Here is a 22,147-nt window from a genome sequence, read left to right as displayed (position 1 = left end):
GCATAATTAAAGTGTGAGAGGAAGAAGAGAACATGGCAGGAAACAAAGCAGTTGTCTACAGCAAACCAGGAAGTGTTGAGATTCGTGACACCGATTATCCAGAATTAGTGCTGAAGGATGGACCCGGCGTGAATCCATTGAATGTCGGCAGGAAATGTGAGCATGGGGTTATTCTGAAAGTAGTAACGACGAATATTTGTGGCAGCGATCAGCACATGGTAAGAGGTCGGACAACGGCTCCGTCAGGACTCATTTTAGGTCATGAAATTACGGGAGAAGTCATTGAAGTTGGGCGCGATGTGGAATTTATTAAAAAGGGAGATTTAGTTTCTGTGCCCTTTAATATTGCCTGTGGTCGTTGCCGTAGCTGCAGAGAGCGGAACACCAATGTTTGCTTAAATGTAAATCCAGATCGGCCAGGCTCCGCTTATGGGTATGTTGACATGGGAGGCTGGGTTGGCGGTCAATCGGAATATGTAATGGTACCATATGCAGACTTTCAGTTACTTAAATTCCCTGACAAAGAAAAAGCCATGGAGAAAATACTTGATTTGACGATGCTCTCGGATATCTTTCCAACGGGGTATCATGGCGCCGTTAGCGCGGGTGTTCGTCCAGGCTCGACGGTATATGTAGCTGGGGCAGGCCCAGTCGGTCTTGCAGCAGCCCATTCCGCACAGCTGCTTGGGGCAGCGGTTGTCATTGTTGGGGATCTGAATGCTGAGCGCCTAGCTCAAGCGAAAAGCTTTGGCTGCGAAACGGTTAATCTGCGAGAGAATGCTGATTTAGCAGGACAAATCGATCAGATTCTAGGCTCCCCAGAAGTGGATTCTGCCATCGACTGCGTAGGCTTTGAAGCACATGGTCATGGCAAAGCGCATGGCGAAGCGCCCGCAACGGTGCTCAATTCCATCATGGAAGTGACACGCGCCGGAGGCAGCTTGGGGATTCCCGGACTCTATGTAACTGGGGACCCAGGTGCAGTGGATGAAGACTCTAAAATCGGCACATTGAAAATCCGTTTCGGACTGGGCTGGGCGAAATCGCATACGTTCGTAACCGGACAAACACCTGTTATGAAGTACAACAGAGACCTGATGATGGCGATTCTTAGCGGCAGAGCACAAATTGCCAAAGCGGTCAATGCGACACTTATTTCCTTGGCAGAAGCGCCGCAAGCTTATCAAGAATTCGATCGTGGTGTTTCTCGAAAATTCGTTATTGATCCGCATGGACTTGTAAAATAAGTTTTCTATTTTGGGGCTGTCCTTTTTGGGCAGCCTCTTTGCATGCGAACTATTTCACACTTTCATTGTCATTTGTATATGGCCCTGAATACCATGTTATAGATGCCTAAGCCTACGGGATATAAGAAGAAAGGATATGATCGTTAACATATGAAAAGGACATATAAGGTCAATGAAATCGCACGTAAACTTAGAAAAACGCAAGGAACGATAGTGGAATGGTCGAAGCTATTTGCTGATTTTCTTCCAACCATCGCTGTAGGGGGAACATTAAGATACTCAGAAGAGACTGTTGATGTATTTCGAATGATTTCAAAGATGAAGGATGCCAATCGATCACATAAGTTTATTATCGAAAATTTACAGGAAATATACCGGAAAGAGGAAATTCGAACGTCTAATGCTGAAGAGAACCTTGCAGCTCCTTCTCCTGCAATCGTTCCTGAATTGAAAGCACCTCAGACTGACAACAAATCTAACCCCCTTTTAAGCGATGAAATCTTGGAATTACGTAACTTGGTACAGTTTCTAGCGCAAAAAATAGAAGCACATAAAACACCAAGGCAGACAAACGAACAAGTTGATGAGAATCAAATGGTTGGAATATCTTCAATCTCAAGTGGTAGACAAGTAGGACCAACTAAAAATTACGTTAACGTTCTATTTGATCAGCTAACAAGTGAAGTTGAAGAACTTCGAAATATTGTACTTACATTTATGGAAAAAATGATCGAAGTTGCCAAGGATGCTCATCAAGATGAGCGGATTACCAACATGACAGAATCCTTACATCTTCAATTTAATGGAATATCCCAAGAAGTTGCAGAACTGCGTAATATTATCAAGATTTTTACGTACAAAGTAACTGAGGTAATTGAACAAGATGACAGCAACGAAGTTGCCGCTAACGTTGATGTACTCAACATACAATTTAAGAGTGTTTCTGATCAAGTTAATGAACTTCAGCATGTGCTCTATACCGTTCAGCCTAAGCTGATAGAAACGCTGGGGCACGATCTCAAAGCTGATTTGGTTGCAGGGACAAAGAAGCTGCAGGAGCAGCAACATGAAAGCTACACGAAGTTAGAAGATGAGCTACAAGAACTCAATACCGTTCAGCTCAAGATGACAGAAGCTTTGGAGCAAAGTCTCAGAGGAGAAATGCTTACATCTACCAATGAGTTGCAGAAGCAACTTCAAGAAAGTGTTTCGACGTTGGAACAAGAACTCCAAGAGCTCCAATCCGATCAACCAAAGAGGATAGAAGCTCTGGAGCAAAATCTCAAAGGAGAAATGCTTGCATCGACCAATGAACTCCAGAAGCACCTTCATGAAAGTATCTCGATGTTGGAACAAGAACTCGAAGAGTTCCATACCGTTCAGCCAAAGGTGATAGAAGCTCTGGAGCAAAATCTCAGAGGAGAAATGCTTACATCTACCAATGAGTTGCAGAAGCAACTTCAAGAAAGTGTTTCGACGTTGGAACAAGAACTCCAAGAGCTCCAATCCGTTCAACCAAAGAGGATAGAAGCTCTGGAGCAAAATCTCAGAGGAGAAATGCTTGCATCGACGAATGAGTTAAAGAATCAACTTGATGAAAGTGTCTCGACGTTGGAACAAGAGCTCCAAGAGTTCTATACGGTTCAACACAAGTTGAGAGAAGCTCTGGAGCAAAATCTCAGAGGATCAATGCTTGCATCGACCAATGAGTTACAGAAACAACTTGATGAAAGTGTCTCGACGTTGGAACAAGAACTTCAAGAGTTCTATACGGTTCAACCTAAGATAACAGAAGCTCTGGAGCAAAATCTCAGAGGTGAAATGCAGGCAGCAACAAGTGAGTTAAAGAATCAACTTCAAGAAAGTGTCTCGACGTTGGAACAAGAACTCCAGGAGCTCAATACGATTCAGCCCAAGTTGACAGAGGCTCTGGAGCAAAATCTCAGGGGTGAAATGCAGGCAGCAACAAGTGAGTTGAAGAATCAACTTCAGGAAAGTATCACGAAGATAGAGCAAGAACTCCAGACCATTCAACCCAAGATCACTGAAGTTTTGGAGCAAAATCTCTCTAATGAAATGCATGCAGTGACATATGAATTGCGAAAGCAACATAAGGAAAGTATCACAGAATTAGAGCAAGAAATGCGGAATAATTACGCGATCAATAATCAGAAATTAAATGATCTTATACAACAGGCAGTTAATAATCAAGTTGTTACAAATGAAGAATTACTAGACAATCGATTTGACAATATAACGATACAGTTGTCATCCCAACAACGCTTGCTTGATAAGCTTGCCAAATTTTTGGGTATCTGAGTCAGGAAGGCACAAGAAAACGCCACACGATTAGCGTGGCGTTTTTTCTCATGCTGGGCCTAGCAGAGTGCAATGATAAGTGATGATTGTGACGCCATGTTGAGCGGATATGCCATGCGGATTTCATCGTCGTATATTTCAAACGCTACGATATCCTCGTCATGTCGAATATGTTGAATCAATAACAACTGCTCCATACGAAGCTTCAATCTGCTCAGCTCCAGCCTTCCGCCTAGCACCTGTATCTGAATCTGCTCAGCTGTTTGCTCATATGTCCCCCAGCCCATATCCAGCGACCACACGGTACGGAACCTACCATCAACCAGTTGAGCGGGGCGGAAGCCAATCATCCCATGGACCATGTTATATTCAAAGCCGCTAAAAGCCTGAACCAAGGAGTAGCTAGCCATTGATCTTGCATAGTTGCTGCCGCACTCGATCTCATTCCATGGATTACGTTTCTCGCCGTCATACCGATCTCGAATAGCGGCTACGATGGAAACCCCTTCCTCGATGAATCCCTCTTGTATCATATGTGAGGCGGCTTGATATTCGAATCCTGTCATCGTTTCCGAGTTGTAAGTCAACGGAATGGCCGGCTTGCTAACGCTTTTCGGCCATGTACAGATGACAAGCCCACCCTCGTCATTGAGTGCATACAGCCGCCAAGTATTCGCTTCCTGCCGCATGCTTGCTTTGAAATTGTGCTGGTATAAGGATTTCAATGCGGTTCGTGTCTGCTCTTTATCGAAAATCTCACCTAATCCGCACAGATTGGCATGCCATTGGGCGATGACCTGATCGATTGCGCAGCCTTCTGCGATTTGATATTTCATCTCGCCAAGTTCCTTATTCCAATAGCTTTTCACGGTATCTTCACCAAATGGATCAAGAATCGTTTTATCTGTTAAATCAATTTGCTGTACATAATAAGAACCGTTAAACAAGTGCTCGTCAACCCATGCTTTCCCGGTTTCAAAGATTTGCATATAGGTATCAGCGGTGTTCTCTTCGCTTAGAAATGAAGCCATTTCTGCTCCTGCCTTTAGGGCAGCCAAATAAAATCCGCTTAGCCAGGAGTTGGCTCCATATAGTTCCATGTCCAAGGTGTGGTGCTGGCGCCCAGTTAGAACACCTTTCTTCTCAGGATCCCATTTGTCTTCGTTGGTATCAGCCCAGGCATACTCGATCGATTGTTTAACAGCTGGCCAAATCGAGCGCAACCACGCGGTATCTCCTGATATTTTCCATTCGCGATACGCTTTTAGAACACCGCCGAATTGGCCGTCCGCACAAGCGCGGTAGTTATTTCTTTCTCGTCCGAGTGGCAGCATCAATCGAAAGGACATGCGACCATCCTCGCGTTGATTATACGTGAAGTCGAGATCGCGCATGCTGCGCTCCAAGGAAGGGAACAGAAATGGCAATGCATAGGCGTAGTTCCACACATGGGTGCAGGAGCCTTCACAACAGCCGGTATCGGCGATGGATCCTTCAAACCCATAGAAGGAACCATCCGTCAGGCGTAGACTTGTCGCTGTTTTGATAACGGATAGATTAGATGAAACGGCGTCAAGCACAACCGCTGGCATAGTGGATGAGAATAAAGCTTCCTTAAAAGCCATGGTGTCCCCAAACAGACGATCCCAATGCTCGAAAGCATATAGTGCGGTTGACTGAGAATCTTGGAACAACGTTGCATAGTAATTTGTCCAACTATTAGGACCGGATGCGTTAGGGTTCCAATAATTGGTTACAAGTGGAAAATGCCACGAGATCGTAAATCGGATCTTTTGCTTCTGACCAGGCAACAATTCAATATGCCCGGCTAACGATGCCGTGTCCTTCCGATGCGGAGGGCTCTCATCCTCAGGATACTGTCTATTTGTCAAAGGCCCAGGTTGATTGAAATCATGCCAGAACATTTCCAAATTATCGCACCAATTACCTCGGTACCAGAAATCTTGATAACTGACATTCACAGCATCCGTAGCGATCGTGATATCCCCAAATTGGGGATCATCATGTTTATACTGATTTGAGCCTAGCTTAATCATATGTATTTCGCGGTCATGCTCGCCAGGGCTATTTCTGTAAGCGTGTACGACTTTCTCGGTTGGCATCGGATTGCTGGCCGAAAGACATAACGTATAGGAAAGAAGGCTATCAGTTGTGTTTTCAAGCTCCCACTCGAAGAAGGCGGCAGGTAGGCTTGAATCATCCGCTTGGAGCGGAATAAAGGGATTAAAGGCTACTAATCGAACATTTCCAGGGAAAGCCGGCTCTGCGAATGTCATTTCTGCCAAAGGGAATTCCCCTTTAAACGTTACTTCTTGAAAATGAGGCATTCCAGCCATCGTCTGGCTCTCTGGACCAAATCCATATCCGCTGTGCAAGGGACCACCGCGGATAAATTCCCCCACATAGGGAGCTTGCATATCGCCTTGAAGCACACGGGCATCGACAACAACGCCGTCGCGCTCTGCTTTAATCGCAAAGTGGCTAAAACCGTTAAAACTCTTCTTGTTGGGGCGATTGAAAATTTCCCAATCGACGAGTCGACCGTTGCCTGCAAGACCAATGCTTCCACTGCCAATTCCCCCTAATGGAAAACTAATTTCTCTTGTTTTATGGCCTTTATACACGTTTTTCATGGCTTCAACCTCGCTTCTGGAAATGGTATACTAGAACCCAAATAGTATCTTTAGTATAAGGGAACGACTCAGCGATTCCTTTGTAAATTACAAGTATTTGTAGTGTGAAAAACGACTGAATTGAGATCTTGGAAGAGAGGATTCAGATGATTCTAGAGGATTATGCAATAGCCCCCTATATTCGTATTGCTGATTATGCAATCCGCCCGCCTTTTTTCCTAGGTGAACGCAATTTGTTGGATTACATCATCTTTTATGTGCAAGAAGGCCAGTTCGAGATCCAGATCAATGGACATAAACATGCCTTGAAGGAGGGCGATCTATGCCTTCTTCAACCTGGCGATCTGCATACCATCAAAGGACTCAACAATACCATTAACCCATATATCCATCTCGATTTCTTTTATAATTCATATCGAGAAGAAAGCTTCGTAACCCGCCCTGGACAATTGGACATGTCCCCGTACAGGGCTTACACACAGCCCAGATTGCATGAATGTGCGGATATTCGAATCCCTTTTAAGATAGAGACTACCCAACCAAATAAAATGCGAGATCTCGTCTTGAAAATGATCGAATGCTGGCAATTACAAACCTATTTAGGCGTCATGGAAGCCAATCAACTAGCTCATGAGTGGATCACGCTCGTATTCAAACAGTACATGAAGCCGCAATCTCCACAACGAACGCATCAGCCTTTTCTAAACTGGATCACCTCATACTTCGCTTTTCACATTTCTGAACCTATAACAGTCGCGGATATGGCTCAAAGAGCTGGTTTATCATCATCCCGATTTAACGTGCTTTTTAAGCAGCATTTTCAGATGACACCCTATCAATACTTGATGAAATTGCGAATGGAACATGCATTGGAGCTACTAAAGGAAGAAGTTTCGATTCAAAAAGTAAGCGAGTATTGTGGATTTACTGATGTACATCACTTTTCGAAAGCATTTAAAGCAGCAACCGGCGTGACGCCTGGCGTGCATCGGAGGAGAGGCGGTTTGTAAGCAGCTCCCTTACACCGGCTCGCACTTTGTGTTATCATCGAATAACAAAGTCTGCATGTGGAGTCTGCGAGGTATGAACATGGATCGAAAATACTGGGTCCCCGCACTGGAACGAGCACAAGACGTGCTCCAGCTAGTTGCAGCGCAACCCTCGAAGTTGAAATTAATGGATTTGAGCGCAGCGACGGGGATTAATAAAAGCACGATGTTTTCCCTTTTACATACGATGGAGACCTTGAATTGGGTGATCAAAGAAAAAGGGGACACCTATGCGTTAGGCTCCTTCTTCGGTGTGATTGGCAACGCTTATTTCGCGGGCATGTCTCTGGTGAAGCTATTTGAGGAGAAGGCAAGCCGTTCCGTGGAGCGACTTGGTGAAACCGTTCAGTTAGCCCGCTTGGAGAAAGGCGAGCTCGTGTATTTGGCCAAGAAAGAGGGAGCAACACAAGTCCGTCTCATCTCTGAGCCTGGCATGCGTTTACCCGCGTACGCGACGGCTATGGGCAAGGTTCTGCTTGCTGCTTTGGAAGAAAAGCAGGTGCTCGCCTTCTTTGAGGAAGGCAGCTACCAAGCCTTTACGCCGAACACAGTTCGAAGCGGAGCGGAGCTGCTGGAACAGCTCCGCATCGCAAGAGAATACGGCTACGCGGTCGATCAAGAAGAAGTTGTCCTCGGCTTTTGCTGCTTGGCCATGCCGATTCTTGATCGTAACGATGAGCCGATTGCGGCAGTTAGCTGCTCCATGCCTGTTCATCAATGGTCGCTGAAACACGCGCTGGCGATGGAAGAGATGAAGCTGCTGGCACACGCATTGTCAGCCGTTTTCTAGAATTGCCAAAACCATCTGTCTATCCGGAATTCGGATAAACAGATGGTTTTTTTGTGCATTGACGAGATAGAAAGCGGATGCTAAACTAAATCTATACTTTTAAATACAAAACTAAGTTTATTATAATAAACTACGAGGTGAAACCAAATGAGATTGCTGAACAAGGTAATCATGATTACAGGTGCTGGATCAGGAATTGGGAAGAGCACAGCGCTGCTTTTTGGACAAGAAGGGGCGCATGTCATTGTAAATGATTTGGATGCGATCAAGGGTGAGGAAACGGCTTCCGAAATTCAAGCTAATGGTGGGAAAGCGCTCTTCCTGCAGGCAGACGTAACTGATCCTGAATCCGTTAAGACGATGGTAGACCGGGCAATCGAAGTCTGTGGACGGATTGATGTGCTTTTTAATAATGCCGGTATTAGCGGTGTTGGCGCCCTTCATGAACTTGAGCCTGAGCAATGGGATCGGGTCATTCGAGTGAACATTCGCGGCGTGTTTCTGCCATCCAAATATGTTATCCCTCACATGATGGAGAAGCGCAGCGGGTCTATTATCAACATGTCCTCCTGTATTGCGGAGATTGGGTTAGCCAGACGCGCATCGTATGCTGCGACGAAAGGAGCAGTACTGGCGTTGACCAAATCGATGCAAGTCGATTATGCTCCCTACCAAATTCGTGTGAATGCTCTCCTGCCGGGCACGATTTTAACACCTTTTGTTGAGAATTATTTAAAAACCTCTTATGATGATCCTGAGGCTGCGATTGCCTCTCTGAAAAGTAGACAGCTTAGCGATGAGCTTGGAACACCTGAGGATGTTGCGCAAGCCGCGTTATTCCTAGCTTCGGATGAATCCAAATTCATGATGGGCTCGCCGTTATATATTGATGGCGGTGCTGTGTTTGGTAAAAACGCGTAAATAAGTACTATTGAAATCAATGAATGGAAGAGAAAGGATGTTTCCTAATGAAGCTCGTCACAATTAATCAATCCGGTAGTCTTCATCTTGGTGTGAAACTGGAGCAATATGTATTGGATATTAACGAGGCTCTGAAAGCGTTTCCTGAAGAGGGGCTTCCAACTGACATCATGTCCGTTATTGGCAACGCTACAACGGTGATCCCTCAGCTTGAACGATATATAGCAAGAATTGTGGAGGATGTTAGAGAGGGAATCCCATACCTTTTGGATGAATCCCAAGTTAATTATGGACCCTGTGTGACACAGCCTGGCAAAATCATCTGCGTTGGCTTAAATTATCGCAAGCATGCCGAAGAGACGAATGCCGCAATCCCGCAATATCCGATCTTATTCAATAAATTCAATAATACGATTGCATCGCAAGGCGACGACATCCCACTTCCGAATCGCGTTACAAGTCAAGTTGATTATGAAGCTGAGCTGGTTATCGTGATCGGCAAGCAAGCTAAATATGTTTCCAAAGAGAATGCCTTGAGCCATGTGTTTGGTTATTGCAATGTGAACGATTTGTCTGCACGTGATTTGCAAATGCGTACCCAACAATGGTTGTTAGGGAAATCCTGCGATGAATTTAGTCCGCTTGGACCTTATTTGGTAACGGCTGATGAAGTAGGTGATCCGAATCAGTTGAAAATAACGTGCACGGTGAATGGTGAGACGAGACAAAATTCACATACATCGGATATGATTTTCCACTGCGATGAAATCGTCAGCTATATTTCCCAGCACATGACGCTGTCGCCTGGTGATATTATTTTGACAGGAACTCCTGAAGGTGTTGTTCTCGGTAAGCCTGTAGATCAACGCGTATATTTGAAGCATGGTGATGTCGTTACGATTGAGATAGAGAAATTAGGTGCCTTGACCAACCGCATGGTAGATGAGCTAGTATAGCAAATTTCCTGCTTATATATGAAAAGAAGTTCGATTAGTTCGTAAAGGAGGCAGCCTGCGGGTTGTCTCTTTTGGTTTATGGATGTTTCGCTACTCCCTCATCTGCATACTTCCCTGTGTACTTACCTGCTTCGCATAATGCCTCGGCAGAACTCCTGCTTTCTTCTTAAACATACGCAAAAAGCCCGTATAATCGTTAAAGCCAGAGCCCAAGCAAGCTTCGGTCACGTTGGCCCCGTCCTTTAGCAGCTTTTTGGCAAGCGCGATGCGTTTGTACACGATATATTCGTGGATTGTACTGCCGGTATGCTTTTTAAATAGGCGACTGAGGTGGTATCGGCTGATATAGAACTGCTTTTCTAACGTCTCTAGGGAGAGATCTTCGGCTAGATGCTGATTCAAATAGGCAAGAATGGGGGTCAAGCGAACGGGTAAGCCCACACCAAGCTCCATCTCTTTGTTCGTCTCAAAACACCTCTGCACAAGTGAAATGATTTCTAAGAGATAACCAAGCTTAACGAGGGCATTGCCAGCGAAGGGATGCTTGTTTGTGTGGTCATATTTGTGAAATAAATCAACCAAGGAAGACGTTTCCTGTTCGGTGAGTGTGATTTTATTATTTTCGCCAAGTGGGCGGTCATAGAAGCAATGTAAGGGACGAATCGTTTCCGTTTGGAATTGTGCCAGCAGTGCAGGATTAAATTCGATTGTAACGCGCTCGTACATGGCATCGGTCGTCAGGGCAGGCTTGTGAATTTCGTGTTCATTGGTAATGATCAAATCACCGTACTGTAGGGGATACACCGTTTTCTCTACAAAGTAATTCACATCTCCCCGGATGAGGAAGAAAATCTCGCAACCCTTATGCAAATGGAAATGAACATTAAAAGGTGGTTTCCTAGTGGCATGCTGGAAATACACATGTTGATCGAATTGTGTCAAATAGTCCGAAATCATCAGCGTTCCCTCTTTCACTGAGCAAGATTATCCATATCTGAGGCAATTTCTTCAAGGAAGTAGTAATTAGAATGATATAGGATGAAAGTGAGATATTCAATATAGGGGAGGAACATGCATGAGTAAATCGACTATCAAATTTGGACTTGTTGGGATTGGCAACATTGGCCGTACGCATCTGAAATACTTGGATGATATGGACAATGTGGCATTGGTTGCGGTCTGTGATGTGGACCAAGAGAAGGCTGACCAGTATGCTGACACCTACGGGGCGAAAGCGTACTATAACGCCAGTGAGATGTTAGCGCATTCAGGTATCGATGTCGTAATCATCGCCGTTCCGCATTATGACCATCCTGTGATTGCCGTCGAAGCTTTCGAACGTGGCATTCATGTCATGTGTGAGAAGCCGATCGCTGTGCATGTGAACGATGCGAATCGTATGATTGAGGCCTACGAAGCGGCAAAGCTGACGTATCCGAACCTGCAATTCGCGATTATGTTCCAAGAGAGAACGCTGCCGTTCTATGCGAAGCTGAAGGAAATTGTAGCAAGCGGCGAGCTCGGTCAGTTGACACGTGCTACATGGATACATACGAAGTGGTTCCGCTCCCAGACGTATTACAACAGCGGTGGGTGGCGCGCGACTTGGGCCGGCGAAGGCGGCGGCATTCTGACGAATCAGTGTCCGCACACACTAGACATGTATCAATGGTTGTTTGGCTTGCCTTCGTTGATTTCGGGGCATGCCCATATTGGCAAGTACCATGATATCGAGGTTGAGGATGAGGTAACAGCTTATTTTGAACATACGAACGGGATGATTGGCCATTTAATAGTAACAACAGCTGAGCTGCCAGGAACGAATCGTCTGGAAATCGTGGGAGATCACGGGAAACTGCTGCTTGAAAATGGTAAGCTGCTCCACTACAAATACCCGCAATCGATGCTTACTTTCACCAAAGAGACGGAGCAGCAATTCGCAACATGGGAGCTTGAACCAACGGAGGTTCCCGTCGACACCTCAGTTCCGAGTGGGCATGCCATTGTAACAAGACGGTTGGTGGATCGGTTGATCGGCTTAGAAGTGGACTTAATTGCTGAGGGACCGGAAGGTTTGGGCGCGTTGACGCTAGCCAATGGCATCATGTTATCTTCCTTCGAGAAGCGTCCGGTTTCTGTACCATTGGATGGCGATGCGTTCATGGCCCATTTGAATGAAAAGATTCGCACATCCAGCTTTGTGAAAAAAGTGAATCAAGTACCCGAATCGGCCGTGGATATGTCGGCATCCTTCGGAACTACGAAATAAGAGGAGGAATCGCGATGTCAAAAGTAAAGTTAACGTGTTTCGCGGATGAAATCTCGCATGATTTGGAAGAACAGCTTGATGTTCTTACGCAGGAGGGGCTTGCTTATCTCGAGCTTCGCAATGTATGGGGGAAAAATGTACTGGACTTAAACGAAGAGGAGTTACAGTCGATTCGCAAAACACTGGATGAGCGAGGATTTGCAGTCTCTTCCATCGCATCACCAATAGGCAAATATCCCGTGGCAGCAGATTTTGCACCTCAGTTGGCCGCCATGCAGCGTGCGATTCATGCCGCACAAACATTAGGTACACCCTATATTCGAGTCTTTTCGTATTATCCACCGGAGAATACTGATTTAGATGCGTGCAGGGACGAAGTACTGAGCAGAATGAAACAGCTCACTGAGCTCGCTGAACAGGCTAATGTAATTATCCTATTAGAAAATGACAATAATCTGTATGGGTCGAAGGATGACCGTGTTCTGGATATTTTGCAGCATTGTGACTCCAATGCGCTTCGTATGGCGTTCGATCCCGGTAACTTTGTCATGAACAAAGTTAAACCTGTGGATGAAGCTTATCCGAAATTGCAGCCATACATGGCCTATATCCATGTCAAAGATGCAACGAAGGAGCCGCATCAATTCGTTCCTGCAGGTGCAGGGGCAGGCCAGCTCGCTGCTCTAATGCTCCAATTACGTGAGCATCGTTTTACGGGATTTCTTTCCGTTGAACCTCATTTGCATCATTATTTGCCTCATGCAAGTAATCCCAAACGCGTGGTAACAGCGATTCGTGCTTTGAAGGACCTGCTCACGCGAGCAGAGATGGCATGGGAATAATATATCACTCCTATTTTTCGTAGGGTCGAGCAGTCATTGCTCGGCTCTTCTTTTTTTATCAACATGACATAAGTCCTATTAGTTAGATTCTTCCGTACGATATCGACGAGGAGAGAGCCCAGTAGCTTTCTTGAAAAGGGAACAGAACTGAGTATCGTTGGAGAAACCACAGTCATTTGAAACGACAGATATGGGGAGATCCGTTTGCTTCAACAGCCGTTTGGCTAACTCAAAGCGCTTGGACATCACGTATTGCATAGGGGAAAGACCATACTTTTCTTTAAATAGATGACGGAAGCGATCGTAGCTGTAGCCAACCAATTCGGCTAATAGATCAACACTAATTTTCTGACTTACGTTCTCATCGATGTAGTTTTTTGCGTAATAAACCTTATCGATGGAAGGTTCAGGGGAGGTGAATTCATCATAGCGGAGGAGTTCAATAACTAACTCGCCAACAAGATGATTCAATTTTGCTGAGTAGAAGGAGCGTTTATTCTGCATCTCAATAAGCATTCTTTGCAACAATGCAAGAATAGTTCCGTCTGTTTGGTCGAGATATAAGCCTTCCCGGAGGGCATATTTGCCAAGCTCCACTTGAAATCCGATAAACAAAACTTCACAGTCAGCTGCATGCTTCTCATCATGCAAGGTATGAGGTTTGATCAAGGTGAAAGTGTCACCTTGAAAGGAGTAGGTGTATTCTCCGATACGAGTTGCCCCATTACCTTGTAAATAATAAACCAATTCATAGCATTGATGCCTATGAGGGGTGATCGTCTCATGCTGTCGCCTTGTCGTTCGAAATAGAAAATCCAAATGTCCGTTCATGGCAGATTGTCCTTCCACTTACAAGTTAGCATGATAGCCGAATCGTATAAAAAATAAGCCGATCCATGATAAAAATATAGCACGAATTTATGTAGAATAGCAGTATATTCAAGCGCGTTGCTCAATTTGAGAAGCCAAATCATGATATAAAAAGTGAGGAGTTGTCGTATGCAATACCCCTTAATAACGGAAGAACAACGTATCCAACGACTGAGGCCAAAGTCTGGTAAGCTGCGGATGGTTCTGGATACGGATACTTTTAATGAAATTGATGATCAGTTTGCTGTCGTTTATGCCTTGCAATCGCCAGAGCGGCTTCAGATAGAAGCCTTCTATGCCGCGCCCTTCTTCAATGATCTGTCGACAGGACCGAAGGACGGCATGGAGAAGAGTTATGAAGAGCTTCACAAGATCCTAGCTCTGATGGAGCGGACGAACATTCCCATATATAAAGGGTCAGTGGCGTACTTGCCGGGTCCTGAAACACCAGTGGAAAGTGAGGCAGCGCGTAATCTGGTAGAACGAGCGATGGCATCCTCGCCGGAAGATCCCTTATATGTTGTTGCCATTGGTGCGATCACCAACGTGGCATCCGCCATTCTTATGGAACCTCGCATCATTGAGAACATAGTAGTCGTTTGGCTAGGGGGCCATGCGCTCCACTGGCAGCATACGCGCGAATTTAATCTAGTGCAAGATATCCATGCGGCACGAGTTATTTTGAATAGCGGAGTCCCACTCGTGTTAATTCCATGCATGGGAGTTGCCTCACATTTGACAACAACGCTATCAGAGTTGAAAGATTTTGTTGAGGAATCAGGCGTTATTGGTAAGTATTTATACGAGACGTTCGAACAAGTTCATCATGATCACTATGCCTACTCCCGTGTGATATGGGATATTTCAACGATCGCTTATCTTGTTAACGAAACAAGCACACCGAGTGTACTTTTATCAAGCCCGATTGTGTCCGACGAGGCAAGATGGAGCCAAGATCAATCACGACATCTCATACGCTATGTTCATCATATTGATCGAGATCTTGTATTCCGAGATTTCTTCCTCAAACTTCGCCATTCAAGCTAGTTATCGACACAACTAAAATAGAAGTGGAAAGGATGATACTTGTGGCAGGTTGGTCGCAATTGCGAGGTTTGGTCAAAGGTGAAGTGAATCAAAGACGAGAAGAAGGGTGCCATGTCCAAGAAATTCAAGAGGAGCTTCAAGCATCACCTGAGCTAACAGAAACTCAATTAATGGACGTTTATCAAAGGCTGATGGCATTAGAGCCAAGTCCGGATTTCCCATATCAAGAGCCGAATAGCTTAGCGGAAATCAGAGAGCTTCGACCAGAAGGTCCTAGGAAATTGAACCACGCGTTTACGGAAAAACAATGGAAGGACAAGTTTCATGGTGCATGGTTAGGGCGCTGTGCAGGTTGCGCCTTAGGACTTCCCTTCGAAAACCCGACGTTTATGTCAGGGGACGAATCGCACACAGGCTGGCAATACATTGAGAAGTGGTTCAAAGGGGCTGACGCCTGGCCGATCAACACGTATGCACCGTATCATTCGGAGGCAGAAAAAACAGACAATATTCATATATATCCCTTCCATAAGCCAGCCACGAGGGAGCATATATCTTTCATGCTAACGGATGACGATATTCGGTACACTGTATTGGGGCTCATGGTGTTAGAGGAATTCGGGCTTGAATTTGATACGTGGGACATTGGAAAGCTATGGCACCGAATATTGCCCTATCAATCTGTATGTACAGCAGAGACGCAGGCATATTTGAATTTTGCCCAAGTGACCCATCATTATCATGCTGAGAAGCCGGTAGATTGGTAAGAGAAGCTAGCTTGGGTTCGCATGCACCTGAATCCGTTCCGCGAGTGGATCGGTGCTCAAATTCGGGCCGATGGGTTAGCTTATGGCGCAGCGGGGAACCCTGAGTTGGCTGCTGAGCTTGCTTGGAGAGACGCCTCTTTCTCTCATGTGAAAAATGGGATCTATGGTGAGATGTTCGTGGCAGCGATGATCTCAGCAGCATTTGTCGAAGATGATATCGAGAAAGTGATTCAAATAGGGCTAAGTGAAATTCCCCGCACTTCTCGATTAGCCAAGGATATTACCCTTGCAATTGAGATTGCCAAGTCTACTTCGGACCAATTAACGTTAGTTGAACGCATTTGGAACACGTTTAATCATTATCACCCCGTACACACGAATAATAATGCAGCTTTAGTTGTAGCTGCGCTCCTTCATGGCAAAGGGGATTTTACTAAAGCCATGACAACGGCTGTCCTTGGAGGCTGGGATACAGACTGCAATGGTGCAACAGTTGGCTCGATTATGGGCGCTTTGTTGGGTAAAGAAGCAATTCCTAGCCACTGGTTCGAACCGTTAAACGACACCTTGTATGCACAACTACCGGGTTTCCACCCGATCTCGATACATGCGTGTAGTGTACGCAGCTATGAAGTGTTTAGGAAATTGAATCTCTAATGGACTTAAAGACACAATAAGGATTTGTCTTTTATTCGAGAACAGGCGTATACTTGATCATAATGATGAAGTAAGGAGCCGCCATGCATGGATAGTCCGAATCGAATTGCCATTGGTATATTAGGGCCTGAGGCTCTGGTGAATAAAGTGTTAAGCGTTATTGCGACGTCCTTTCCATCCTTCCAGCCTATTTCGCGCGCCTGTTCAGCAGAAACGGCGTCGGAGATTGCCGAGCAGCTTCTCTTGGAGGTTGAAGTGCTTCTTGTAACAGGACCAACTCTCTACCGACGAGTAAAGGAACATATCGTTACCCACTTGCCTGTACATATGATCCCTCTAACGGACACGGGGCTATTTAGTGCCTTATATCGTTTGCGCAGCAAGCCGGAGCTCCATTCGGCGGATGCGATTTTTAGTATCGATTCCTTTACGTCCTCCACCTTAGGCAGGCATGTTAAGGAGATTGGTGAAACACCTTCCAGCTTCTTGATCTATGATGGTGTGCCTTATCCGCAAGTGGAGACGATGATGCAATTCCACGTAGAGGCTTTCCACAGGGGAGCAACCAAGGCAGCAATGACAACCGATATTGAGGTCGCTGATGCGCTGAACAAGAAGGGGATTCCCTGCGAATGGATTACCCCGACCGATCAGAACATTACGGTAGCCTTGGAGCGTGCGCTCCTTTCAACAGAAACTCGGCGAAGTAAAGAAGCGCAAATCCTAGTGGGCATGATTAATGTGGATGATTTCGGTAAAAAGCTGCAACAGCAGAGCACTGAGCATGATATCCAGCGCTTCAAGCTTGAAGTCCACAGGAAACTGATTGACTATGTCGAGTCGTTGGATGGCTATTTAACGCATCTCGGCGCTGATGAGTATTTGTTTTTTACAACAAGGGGGATATTCGAACGCGAGACGGTGGGGTATAAGTCGGTACCACTCGCACGGGAAGTTTGGAAATCACTTGGTCTTTCGCTAAGTATGGGAATCGGCTTTGGTCGCAGTGCGAATGAAGCGGGTACACATGCCCGACTTGCCCTGCGCAGATGCAAAGAAGCAGGCGGGAACACGTGCTTCATTGTTCGTGAAGACAAAACACTCATAGGGCCGCTAGAAATGGCCGATCCGCTCAGTCGGGATTTGTCCGTGACAGATCCGGAGCTGCTTAAGAGCGCTGAAGATGCCGGGATGACTTCCACGTATTTGAGTCGTCTTATGGCGACAGTCGCGCGAACGAGCAAGCTAGACTACGAAGTGCATGAGTTAGCGAGTATCCTTGGGGTAACCGTTAGAAGCACGCATCGTCTGCTGCTGCAATGGATGGATCATGATTTGATATCGAGTGTTGGTTATGTGAAGGTGCCCAAAGGAAGACCTAAGCAAACGTTCCGACTTCGATTTCTGGAGAAATTGGCCGCTAATCCGAGTGGCGTATAAATAGGATACAAATAACCGCGCTAGCGTTGGCTACTGTTGCCATTCTGGGGCGGTATTTTCTTTCTATTTAAAGACGATATAAAGATTTGTCTTTTATGTTCGAGAGTCCGTATACTACAGTCAGGAAGCTTAATTAAAGATCATGATGTGAGGAGATTGCGAGAATGAGAACACTAGAAGATTTGGATAAGGTCATGTCGACACCTTCCACAGACTTAATACAGTTTATGCGGGAATTGGAAGGGGATATTATGCTGCTAGGTGTCGGGGGTAAGATGGGACCGAGCTTAGCCAAGTTAGCGATGAACGCGATTCGAGCAGCAGGTGTTGATAAAAAGGTGTATGGGGTTTCTCGATTCTCAGAAAGCGGCTTGCAGGAAGAGCTTCAATCCTTCGGCGTAGAAACGATTGCATGTGACCTTTTGAATGACGAAGCTTTACAGGCATTGCCAGATGTGCCCAATGTTATTTATATGGCAGGCACTAAGTTCGGTACAACGGGGAAAGAACATTTCACTTGGGTGATGAATGCGTACTTACCAGGAAGAGTAGCCGAGAAATATCGCAACTCCCGGATCGTCGTCTTCTCAACAGGCAATGTGTACCCATTCACACCGGTGTCGTATGGCGGGGCTCATGAAGCCATTAGTCCAGCTCCGATCGGGGAGTACGGTCAGTCCTGTCTTGGCCGCGAGCGGATGTTTGAACATTATAGTCACAAGAACGGAACACCGGTTTTGATCTATCGTTTGAATTATGCCATTGACTTACGCTATGGCGTTCTGTTGGAAATTGCGAAATCGTTGAAGGAAGGACGCGCGATAGATCTTTCCATGGGTCACTTCAATTGTATTTGGCAGGGTGATGCAAATGATATTGCGATCCGTTCCCTATCGGCTACGCATAGTCCAGCCAATTTCTTGAACGTGACGGGACCAGAGACCGTATCTGTTAAATATGCAGCGGAGCAATTAGGCAAGCGCCTTGGCATCGAGCCCATCTTCAAAGGACAAGAGTCGGAAACAGCGTTGCTTAGTAATGCGGCGAAGAGTATGCAGCTGTTTGGATACCCGCGTGTTTCACTTCTCCAGATGTTTGACTGGGTAGCAGAGTGGATAGAGCATGGGGGCAGTATGATCAATAAACCTACTCATTTTCAAGAGCGAGAGGGGAAATTCTAACAATGACAGTACGTCGGGAATTAAGTAATGAGCAGCGAATTGCACTTCATGATGGACTCGTCATTCCTGCACATCCCCTTGCATTAACCGCAGATCGGTTGCTGGATGAGCAAAGTCAACGCGCATTGACGCGCTATTATATGGCTGCGGGTTCTGGGGGGATTGCCGTAGGTGTGCACTCCACACAGTTTGAAATCCGCGATCCGAAATACAATTTGTACGAGAAAGTGCTTCGTATGGCTGCTGAAGAAGTGGACCGCGCAGGACTGGACAGACCCTTTATCAAGGTGGCTGGCATTTGTGGTCCTACCGATCAAGCAAAGCATGAAACAGATACCGCGATCTCACTAGGCTATGATGCTGCCTTATTATCTATGGGGGGCTTGAGCGGCTGGACAGAGTCACAAATATTGGAACGTACAGCACGCATTGCCGAGAAAATGCCTGTCATCGGCTTCTATCTGCAGCCATCCGTTGGCGGCAAGGTGTACAGCTTCGATTTTTGGAAGCAATTTGCGAATATTCCAGGGATTATCGCAATCAAAATGGCCCCATTCAACCGCTATCAAACGATTGATGTGGTGCGTGCTGTCTGCTATTCGGAGCGCCGCGATGAAATAGCTCTATATACAGGGAATGATGATAATATCATTAATGATCTTCTAACTGTTTACAAATTCCAAGTCGAGGGTAAGAACATAGAGAAAAGAATTGTTGGCGGTTTACTTGGACATTGGGCCGTCTGGACGCAAAAAGCGGTGGAGCTGTTAGACGAGATAAAAGGAATAAGAATGAACCCTAGTCTTGCTTCCGAATGGCTTACACGTAATATCGAAGTGACCGAAGCGAACGCAGCGTTCTTCGATCCCGCCAATGGCTTCGCAGGTTGTATTCCTGGTATTCATGAAGTACTTCGTCGACAAGGATTGTTGAAGGGGACATGGTGTTTGAATCCACATGAAGAATTGTCACCAGGCCAATCGGAAGAAATCGACCGCATGTACAAAGATTATCCTCATTTGAATGATGATGCCTTTGTGAAGACGAATCTCTCGAATTGGTTGTCCTAATTAGGAAATGATAGCCCGCCAAAGAAGTTTCTGATACATTGATAGTATGAAATTGACTTATTTTGGAGGGATTCCTATGCGCCGCATTCGATTTGATCGGTTTCCACAAGGTGTCACCAAAGCTTTAACGCTAAGTTACGATGATGGGAAGGTACATGATCGCAGGCTCGTGCGTATATTGAATGAATACGGGATTAAAGGAACGTTTCATTTGAACAGTGGATTTTTGGGGAAAGAAGGGTATATTGAAGCATCTGAAGTGGCCTCGTTATTCGAAGGACATGAGGTATCTGCTCATACCATTGATCATCCCTTTCTAGAGCAATCGCCAATGGACCAAATCGTGCGAGAAATTTCGCATGATCGCGAAGCATTGGAATCCTTAGTTGGCTATCCTGTGCGCGGAATGAGCTATCCTTTCGGAACATATTCAGAGCGCGTGATCCAGGCACTTCCTACGCTAGGCATGGAATATGCGCGGACGGTTTCTAGCCACGGCGGCTTTCAAATGCCGCAAGATTTTTTGCGGTGGCATCCAACCTGTCATCATAAAAACATGCTCGAGCAGGCCGATGCATTCGTACAGCTAGAGCAGAGACATTCTCGGGTGTCGTTGTTGTATGTATGGGGACATAGTTATGAGTTTGAGAATGATAACAACTGGGAGCTGCTTGAGCAATTCGGTGAAAAAGTAAAAGGCAGATCCGACATTTGGTTTGCAACCAATGCTGAAATTGTGGCGTACATGCAAGCGGTTGAACGTCTTCGCTTCTCTGCTAATTGCCAGATGATCCATAATCCTTCGGCGATCCCAGTCTGGTTAAGTGTTGAAGGAGAACAGGTAGTAGTTCAAGCAGGTCAATTGATCAACATCTAGTATTTATTTGTGAAATTTCGTGATTTCGAATAGTTTGCTAATAGTTTCTTAACAATCATCAATTATGATAAAGGTAACAAAACATGTGAGTTATCCACAGTAGGAAGTTCTAAATCGGGGGGATCAATATGGGTCAACGATATGAGTTGGAAGAGAAGATTGAAGCAGTACGCAATGAGCTGAATCTTGCTAGTCAAACATACGGCCTATTGTCTGAAACGGTATTGAAACTTTCTATCGAGCTGGATGAACTGTTGAATACCTATTATCATTACCTTTTTATACGGACCATTGCGTAATAAAGAAACCGAGTCCACACTTATGGGTGTGAATCTCGGTTTTTTTATGTTTTTAAGCCAAGGCTCGCAGATATTCTTTGTTCACGCGATCCGAATGACATGGTATAATTTGTGAGGAATTTATGGATAGGCAAGAAGAAGGCTTGGTAAATCAAAGGAGGGTTCGTTCGAATGGCAGTATGGTTGGAGCAAGGAGATATCGTTCTATTTCAAGGAGATAGTATTACGGATGCTGGACGCATTCGTGACAATGGCAATGATTTAGGCAGAGGCTATGCACTTATGACAGCTGCTCAGTTTTCAGCGAAATATCCGGAGAAACAGGTTACATTCTTAAACCGCGGGGTGTCTGGTAATCGTGTTCCTGATTTGCAGGAACGGTGGCAGCAAGACTGTTTGGATTTGAAACCAAATCTGGTTTCGATTTATATTGGCATTAATGATACGTGGCGCAGATTTGACCGGAATGATGGGACCTCAACGGAGAAATTCAAAGAGGGATATCGTCAGGTACTAGACCAAACGGCGAGCATGGGAGCGAAGCTGCTTCTCATCGAGCCATTTGTTCTACCTGTGCCTGAAGATCGCAAGCTATGGAGAGAAGATTTGGACCCTAAGATTACGGCTGTTCGTGAATTAGCTAGAGAATTCGGCGCGCGTTTACTATGTTTAGATGGTTTATTTGCCCAAGCTTCTACACAAGCTGATAGCGCTTTCTGGGCACCGGATGGCGTGCACCCATCACCAGCTGGCCATGCCTTAATTGCAAATGCCTGGTTGAAGGCCGTTGGGGCAGCAGAGTAAGGAATTGGATATCGTCAGGAAATGAAATGAAAGCTTCCGCACCTTGCGAGAAGCTTTTCTTAATTTTGATGTAAATTAGTCATTATTT

General features: G+C 45.6%; 18 protein-coding genes and 1 pseudogene. 16 read left to right on the top strand and 3 right to left on the bottom strand.

Annotation, left to right across the window (positions count from 1 at the left end):
• Nucleotides 1-32 precede the first annotated feature (32 nt).
• The gene (gene fdhA, locus AC58QG_RS09900) at nt 33-1,247 is read left to right on the top strand and encodes a formaldehyde dehydrogenase, glutathione-independent (protein WP_497361881.1); all 1,215 of its coding nucleotides are present in this window, start codon (nt 33-35) and stop codon (nt 1,245-1,247) included.
• Between the two features lie 150 nt (nt 1,248-1,397).
• Nucleotides 1,398-3,566: a MerR family transcriptional regulator gene (locus AC58QG_RS09895; protein WP_497361880.1), complete on the top strand. Its 2,169-nt coding sequence runs from the start codon at nt 1,398-1,400 to the stop codon at nt 3,564-3,566.
• 59 nt (nt 3,567-3,625) lie between these two features.
• Here AC58QG_RS09895 and AC58QG_RS09890 read toward each other — a convergent pair whose 3' ends face one another.
• Nucleotides 3,626-6,220 carry a GH116 family glycosyl-hydrolase gene (locus AC58QG_RS09890; protein ID WP_497361879.1) on the bottom strand — a complete coding sequence of 865 codons (2,595 nt, stop codon included), beginning with the start codon at nt 6,218-6,220 and terminating at the stop codon, nt 3,626-3,628.
• A gap of 146 nt (nt 6,221-6,366) precedes the next feature.
• Here AC58QG_RS09890 and AC58QG_RS09885 point away from each other — a divergent pair, with 146 nt between their 5' ends.
• The 4 genes from AC58QG_RS09885 (at nt 6,367) to AC58QG_RS09870 (ending at nt 9,936) form a co-directional block, all read left to right on the top strand.
• Entirely contained in the window at nt 6,367-7,230 is an 864-nt protein-coding gene (locus AC58QG_RS09885; protein ID WP_497361878.1) for a helix-turn-helix domain-containing protein, read from the top strand.
• A gap of 73 nt (nt 7,231-7,303) precedes the next feature.
• Nucleotides 7,304-8,059, top strand: coding sequence for an IclR family transcriptional regulator (locus AC58QG_RS09880; protein ID WP_497361877.1), 756 nt, complete (start codon nt 7,304-7,306; stop codon nt 8,057-8,059).
• Nucleotides 8,060-8,206: 147 nt separating this feature from the next.
• On the top strand, nt 8,207-8,980 hold the full coding sequence (locus AC58QG_RS09875; RefSeq protein WP_497361876.1) for an SDR family NAD(P)-dependent oxidoreductase: 774 nt from the start codon (nt 8,207-8,209) through the stop codon (nt 8,978-8,980).
• Nucleotides 8,981-9,027: 47 nt separating this feature from the next.
• A complete protein-coding gene (locus tag AC58QG_RS09870) occupies nt 9,028-9,936 on the top strand; it encodes a fumarylacetoacetate hydrolase family protein (RefSeq protein ID WP_497361875.1) in 909 nt (302 codons plus the stop codon).
• 90 nt (nt 9,937-10,026) lie between these two features.
• On the opposite strand, the gene AC58QG_RS09865 is transcribed toward AC58QG_RS09870, so the two are convergent.
• The gene (locus AC58QG_RS09865) at nt 10,027-10,893 is read right to left on the bottom strand and encodes an AraC family transcriptional regulator (RefSeq protein WP_497361874.1); all 867 of its coding nucleotides are present in this window, start codon (nt 10,891-10,893) and stop codon (nt 10,027-10,029) included.
• A 118-nt stretch (nt 10,894-11,011) separates the two neighbouring features.
• Between AC58QG_RS09865 and AC58QG_RS09860 the strand changes: the two genes are divergently transcribed.
• Both AC58QG_RS09860 and AC58QG_RS09855 read left to right on the top strand, forming a co-directional pair.
• A complete protein-coding gene (locus AC58QG_RS09860) occupies nt 11,012-12,205 on the top strand; it encodes a Gfo/Idh/MocA family protein (protein WP_497361873.1) in 1,194 nt (397 codons plus the stop codon).
• A 14-nt stretch (nt 12,206-12,219) separates the two neighbouring features.
• Nucleotides 12,220-13,047 (top strand): sugar phosphate isomerase/epimerase family protein, encoded by an 828-nt coding sequence (locus AC58QG_RS09855; RefSeq protein ID WP_497361872.1) that lies wholly within the window; start codon nt 12,220-12,222, stop codon nt 13,045-13,047.
• A gap of 78 nt (nt 13,048-13,125) precedes the next feature.
• Here the strand turns inward: AC58QG_RS09855 and AC58QG_RS09850 are convergent, their stop codons facing one another.
• Nucleotides 13,126-13,878, bottom strand: a complete 753-nt coding sequence (locus tag AC58QG_RS09850; protein WP_497361871.1) for a helix-turn-helix domain-containing protein — start codon at nt 13,876-13,878, stop codon at nt 13,126-13,128.
• 168 nt (nt 13,879-14,046) lie between these two features.
• On the opposite strand from AC58QG_RS09850, the gene AC58QG_RS09845 reads away from it, so the two are divergent.
• From AC58QG_RS09845 to AC58QG_RS09810, 8 genes and pseudogenes are all read left to right on the top strand, one after another.
• The gene (locus AC58QG_RS09845; RefSeq protein WP_497361870.1) at nt 14,047-14,964 is read left to right on the top strand and encodes a nucleoside hydrolase; all 918 of its coding nucleotides are present in this window, start codon (nt 14,047-14,049) and stop codon (nt 14,962-14,964) included.
• Nucleotides 14,965-15,005: 41 nt separating this feature from the next.
• Nucleotides 15,006-16,388, top strand: a pseudogene (locus AC58QG_RS09840) (ADP-ribosylglycohydrolase family protein).
• 87 nt (nt 16,389-16,475) lie between these two features.
• Complete coding sequence (locus tag AC58QG_RS09835) at nt 16,476-17,828, top strand: GGDEF domain-containing protein (protein ID WP_497361869.1); 1,353 nt, start codon at nt 16,476-16,478, stop codon at nt 17,826-17,828.
• Between the two features lie 164 nt (nt 17,829-17,992).
• A complete protein-coding gene (locus AC58QG_RS09830; RefSeq protein ID WP_497361868.1) occupies nt 17,993-19,009 on the top strand; it encodes an NAD-dependent epimerase/dehydratase family protein in 1,017 nt (338 codons plus the stop codon).
• A 2-nt stretch (nt 19,010-19,011) separates the two neighbouring features.
• Nucleotides 19,012-20,079, top strand: coding sequence for a dihydrodipicolinate synthase family protein (locus tag AC58QG_RS09825; protein WP_497361867.1), 1,068 nt, complete (start codon nt 19,012-19,014; stop codon nt 20,077-20,079).
• Between the two features lie 76 nt (nt 20,080-20,155).
• Nucleotides 20,156-20,956, top strand: a complete 801-nt coding sequence (locus AC58QG_RS09820; protein ID WP_497361866.1) for a polysaccharide deacetylase family protein — start codon at nt 20,156-20,158, stop codon at nt 20,954-20,956.
• A 128-nt stretch (nt 20,957-21,084) separates the two neighbouring features.
• A complete protein-coding gene (locus AC58QG_RS09815) occupies nt 21,085-21,255 on the top strand; it encodes a Spo0E family sporulation regulatory protein-aspartic acid phosphatase (RefSeq protein ID WP_497361865.1) in 171 nt (56 codons plus the stop codon).
• A 171-nt stretch (nt 21,256-21,426) separates the two neighbouring features.
• Nucleotides 21,427-22,059 (top strand): SGNH/GDSL hydrolase family protein, encoded by a 633-nt coding sequence (locus AC58QG_RS09810; RefSeq protein ID WP_497361864.1) that lies wholly within the window; start codon nt 21,427-21,429, stop codon nt 22,057-22,059.
• Nucleotides 22,060-22,147: the final 88 nt, after the last annotated feature.

It is taken from the genome of Paenibacillus sp. J22P169 (assembly GCF_059691995.1).
This window is presented reverse-complemented; position numbering and strand designations above follow the sequence as displayed.

Bases quoted from the DNA above. Each gene is read 5' to 3' on its own strand.
- AC58QG_RS09875 (WP_497361876.1), top strand. From the start codon at position 8,207: ATGAGATTGCTGAACAAGGTAATCATGATTACAGGTGCTGGATCAGGA.
- fdhA (WP_497361881.1), top strand. From the start codon at position 33: ATGGCAGGAAACAAAGCAGTTGTCTACAGCAAACCAGGAAGTGTTGAG.
- AC58QG_RS09845 (WP_497361870.1), top strand. From the start codon at position 14,047: ATGCAATACCCCTTAATAACGGAAGAACAACGTATCCAACGACTGAGG.
- AC58QG_RS09815 (WP_497361865.1), top strand. From the start codon at position 21,085: ATGGGTCAACGATATGAGTTGGAAGAGAAGATTGAAGCAGTACGCAAT.
- AC58QG_RS09850 (WP_497361871.1), bottom strand. From the start codon at position 13,878: ATGAACGGACATTTGGATTTTCTATTTCGAACGACAAGGCGACAGCAT.
- AC58QG_RS09895 (WP_497361880.1), top strand. From the start codon at position 1,398: ATGAAAAGGACATATAAGGTCAATGAAATCGCACGTAAACTTAGAAAA.
- AC58QG_RS09865 (WP_497361874.1), bottom strand. From the start codon at position 10,893: ATGATTTCGGACTATTTGACACAATTCGATCAACATGTGTATTTCCAG.
- AC58QG_RS09885 (WP_497361878.1), top strand. From the start codon at position 6,367: ATGATTCTAGAGGATTATGCAATAGCCCCCTATATTCGTATTGCTGAT.
- AC58QG_RS09835 (WP_497361869.1), top strand. From the start codon at position 16,476: ATGGATAGTCCGAATCGAATTGCCATTGGTATATTAGGGCCTGAGGCT.
- AC58QG_RS09855 (WP_497361872.1), top strand. From the start codon at position 12,220: ATGTCAAAAGTAAAGTTAACGTGTTTCGCGGATGAAATCTCGCATGAT.
- AC58QG_RS09810 (WP_497361864.1), top strand. From the start codon at position 21,427: ATGGCAGTATGGTTGGAGCAAGGAGATATCGTTCTATTTCAAGGAGAT.
- AC58QG_RS09860 (WP_497361873.1), top strand. From the start codon at position 11,012: ATGAGTAAATCGACTATCAAATTTGGACTTGTTGGGATTGGCAACATT.
- AC58QG_RS09825 (WP_497361867.1), top strand. From the start codon at position 19,012: ATGACAGTACGTCGGGAATTAAGTAATGAGCAGCGAATTGCACTTCAT.
- AC58QG_RS09820 (WP_497361866.1), top strand. From the start codon at position 20,156: ATGCGCCGCATTCGATTTGATCGGTTTCCACAAGGTGTCACCAAAGCT.
- AC58QG_RS09830 (WP_497361868.1), top strand. From the start codon at position 17,993: ATGAGAACACTAGAAGATTTGGATAAGGTCATGTCGACACCTTCCACA.
- AC58QG_RS09880 (WP_497361877.1), top strand. From the start codon at position 7,304: ATGAACATGGATCGAAAATACTGGGTCCCCGCACTGGAACGAGCACAA.
- AC58QG_RS09890 (WP_497361879.1), bottom strand. From the start codon at position 6,220: ATGAAAAACGTGTATAAAGGCCATAAAACAAGAGAAATTAGTTTTCCA.
- AC58QG_RS09870 (WP_497361875.1), top strand. From the start codon at position 9,028: ATGAAGCTCGTCACAATTAATCAATCCGGTAGTCTTCATCTTGGTGTG.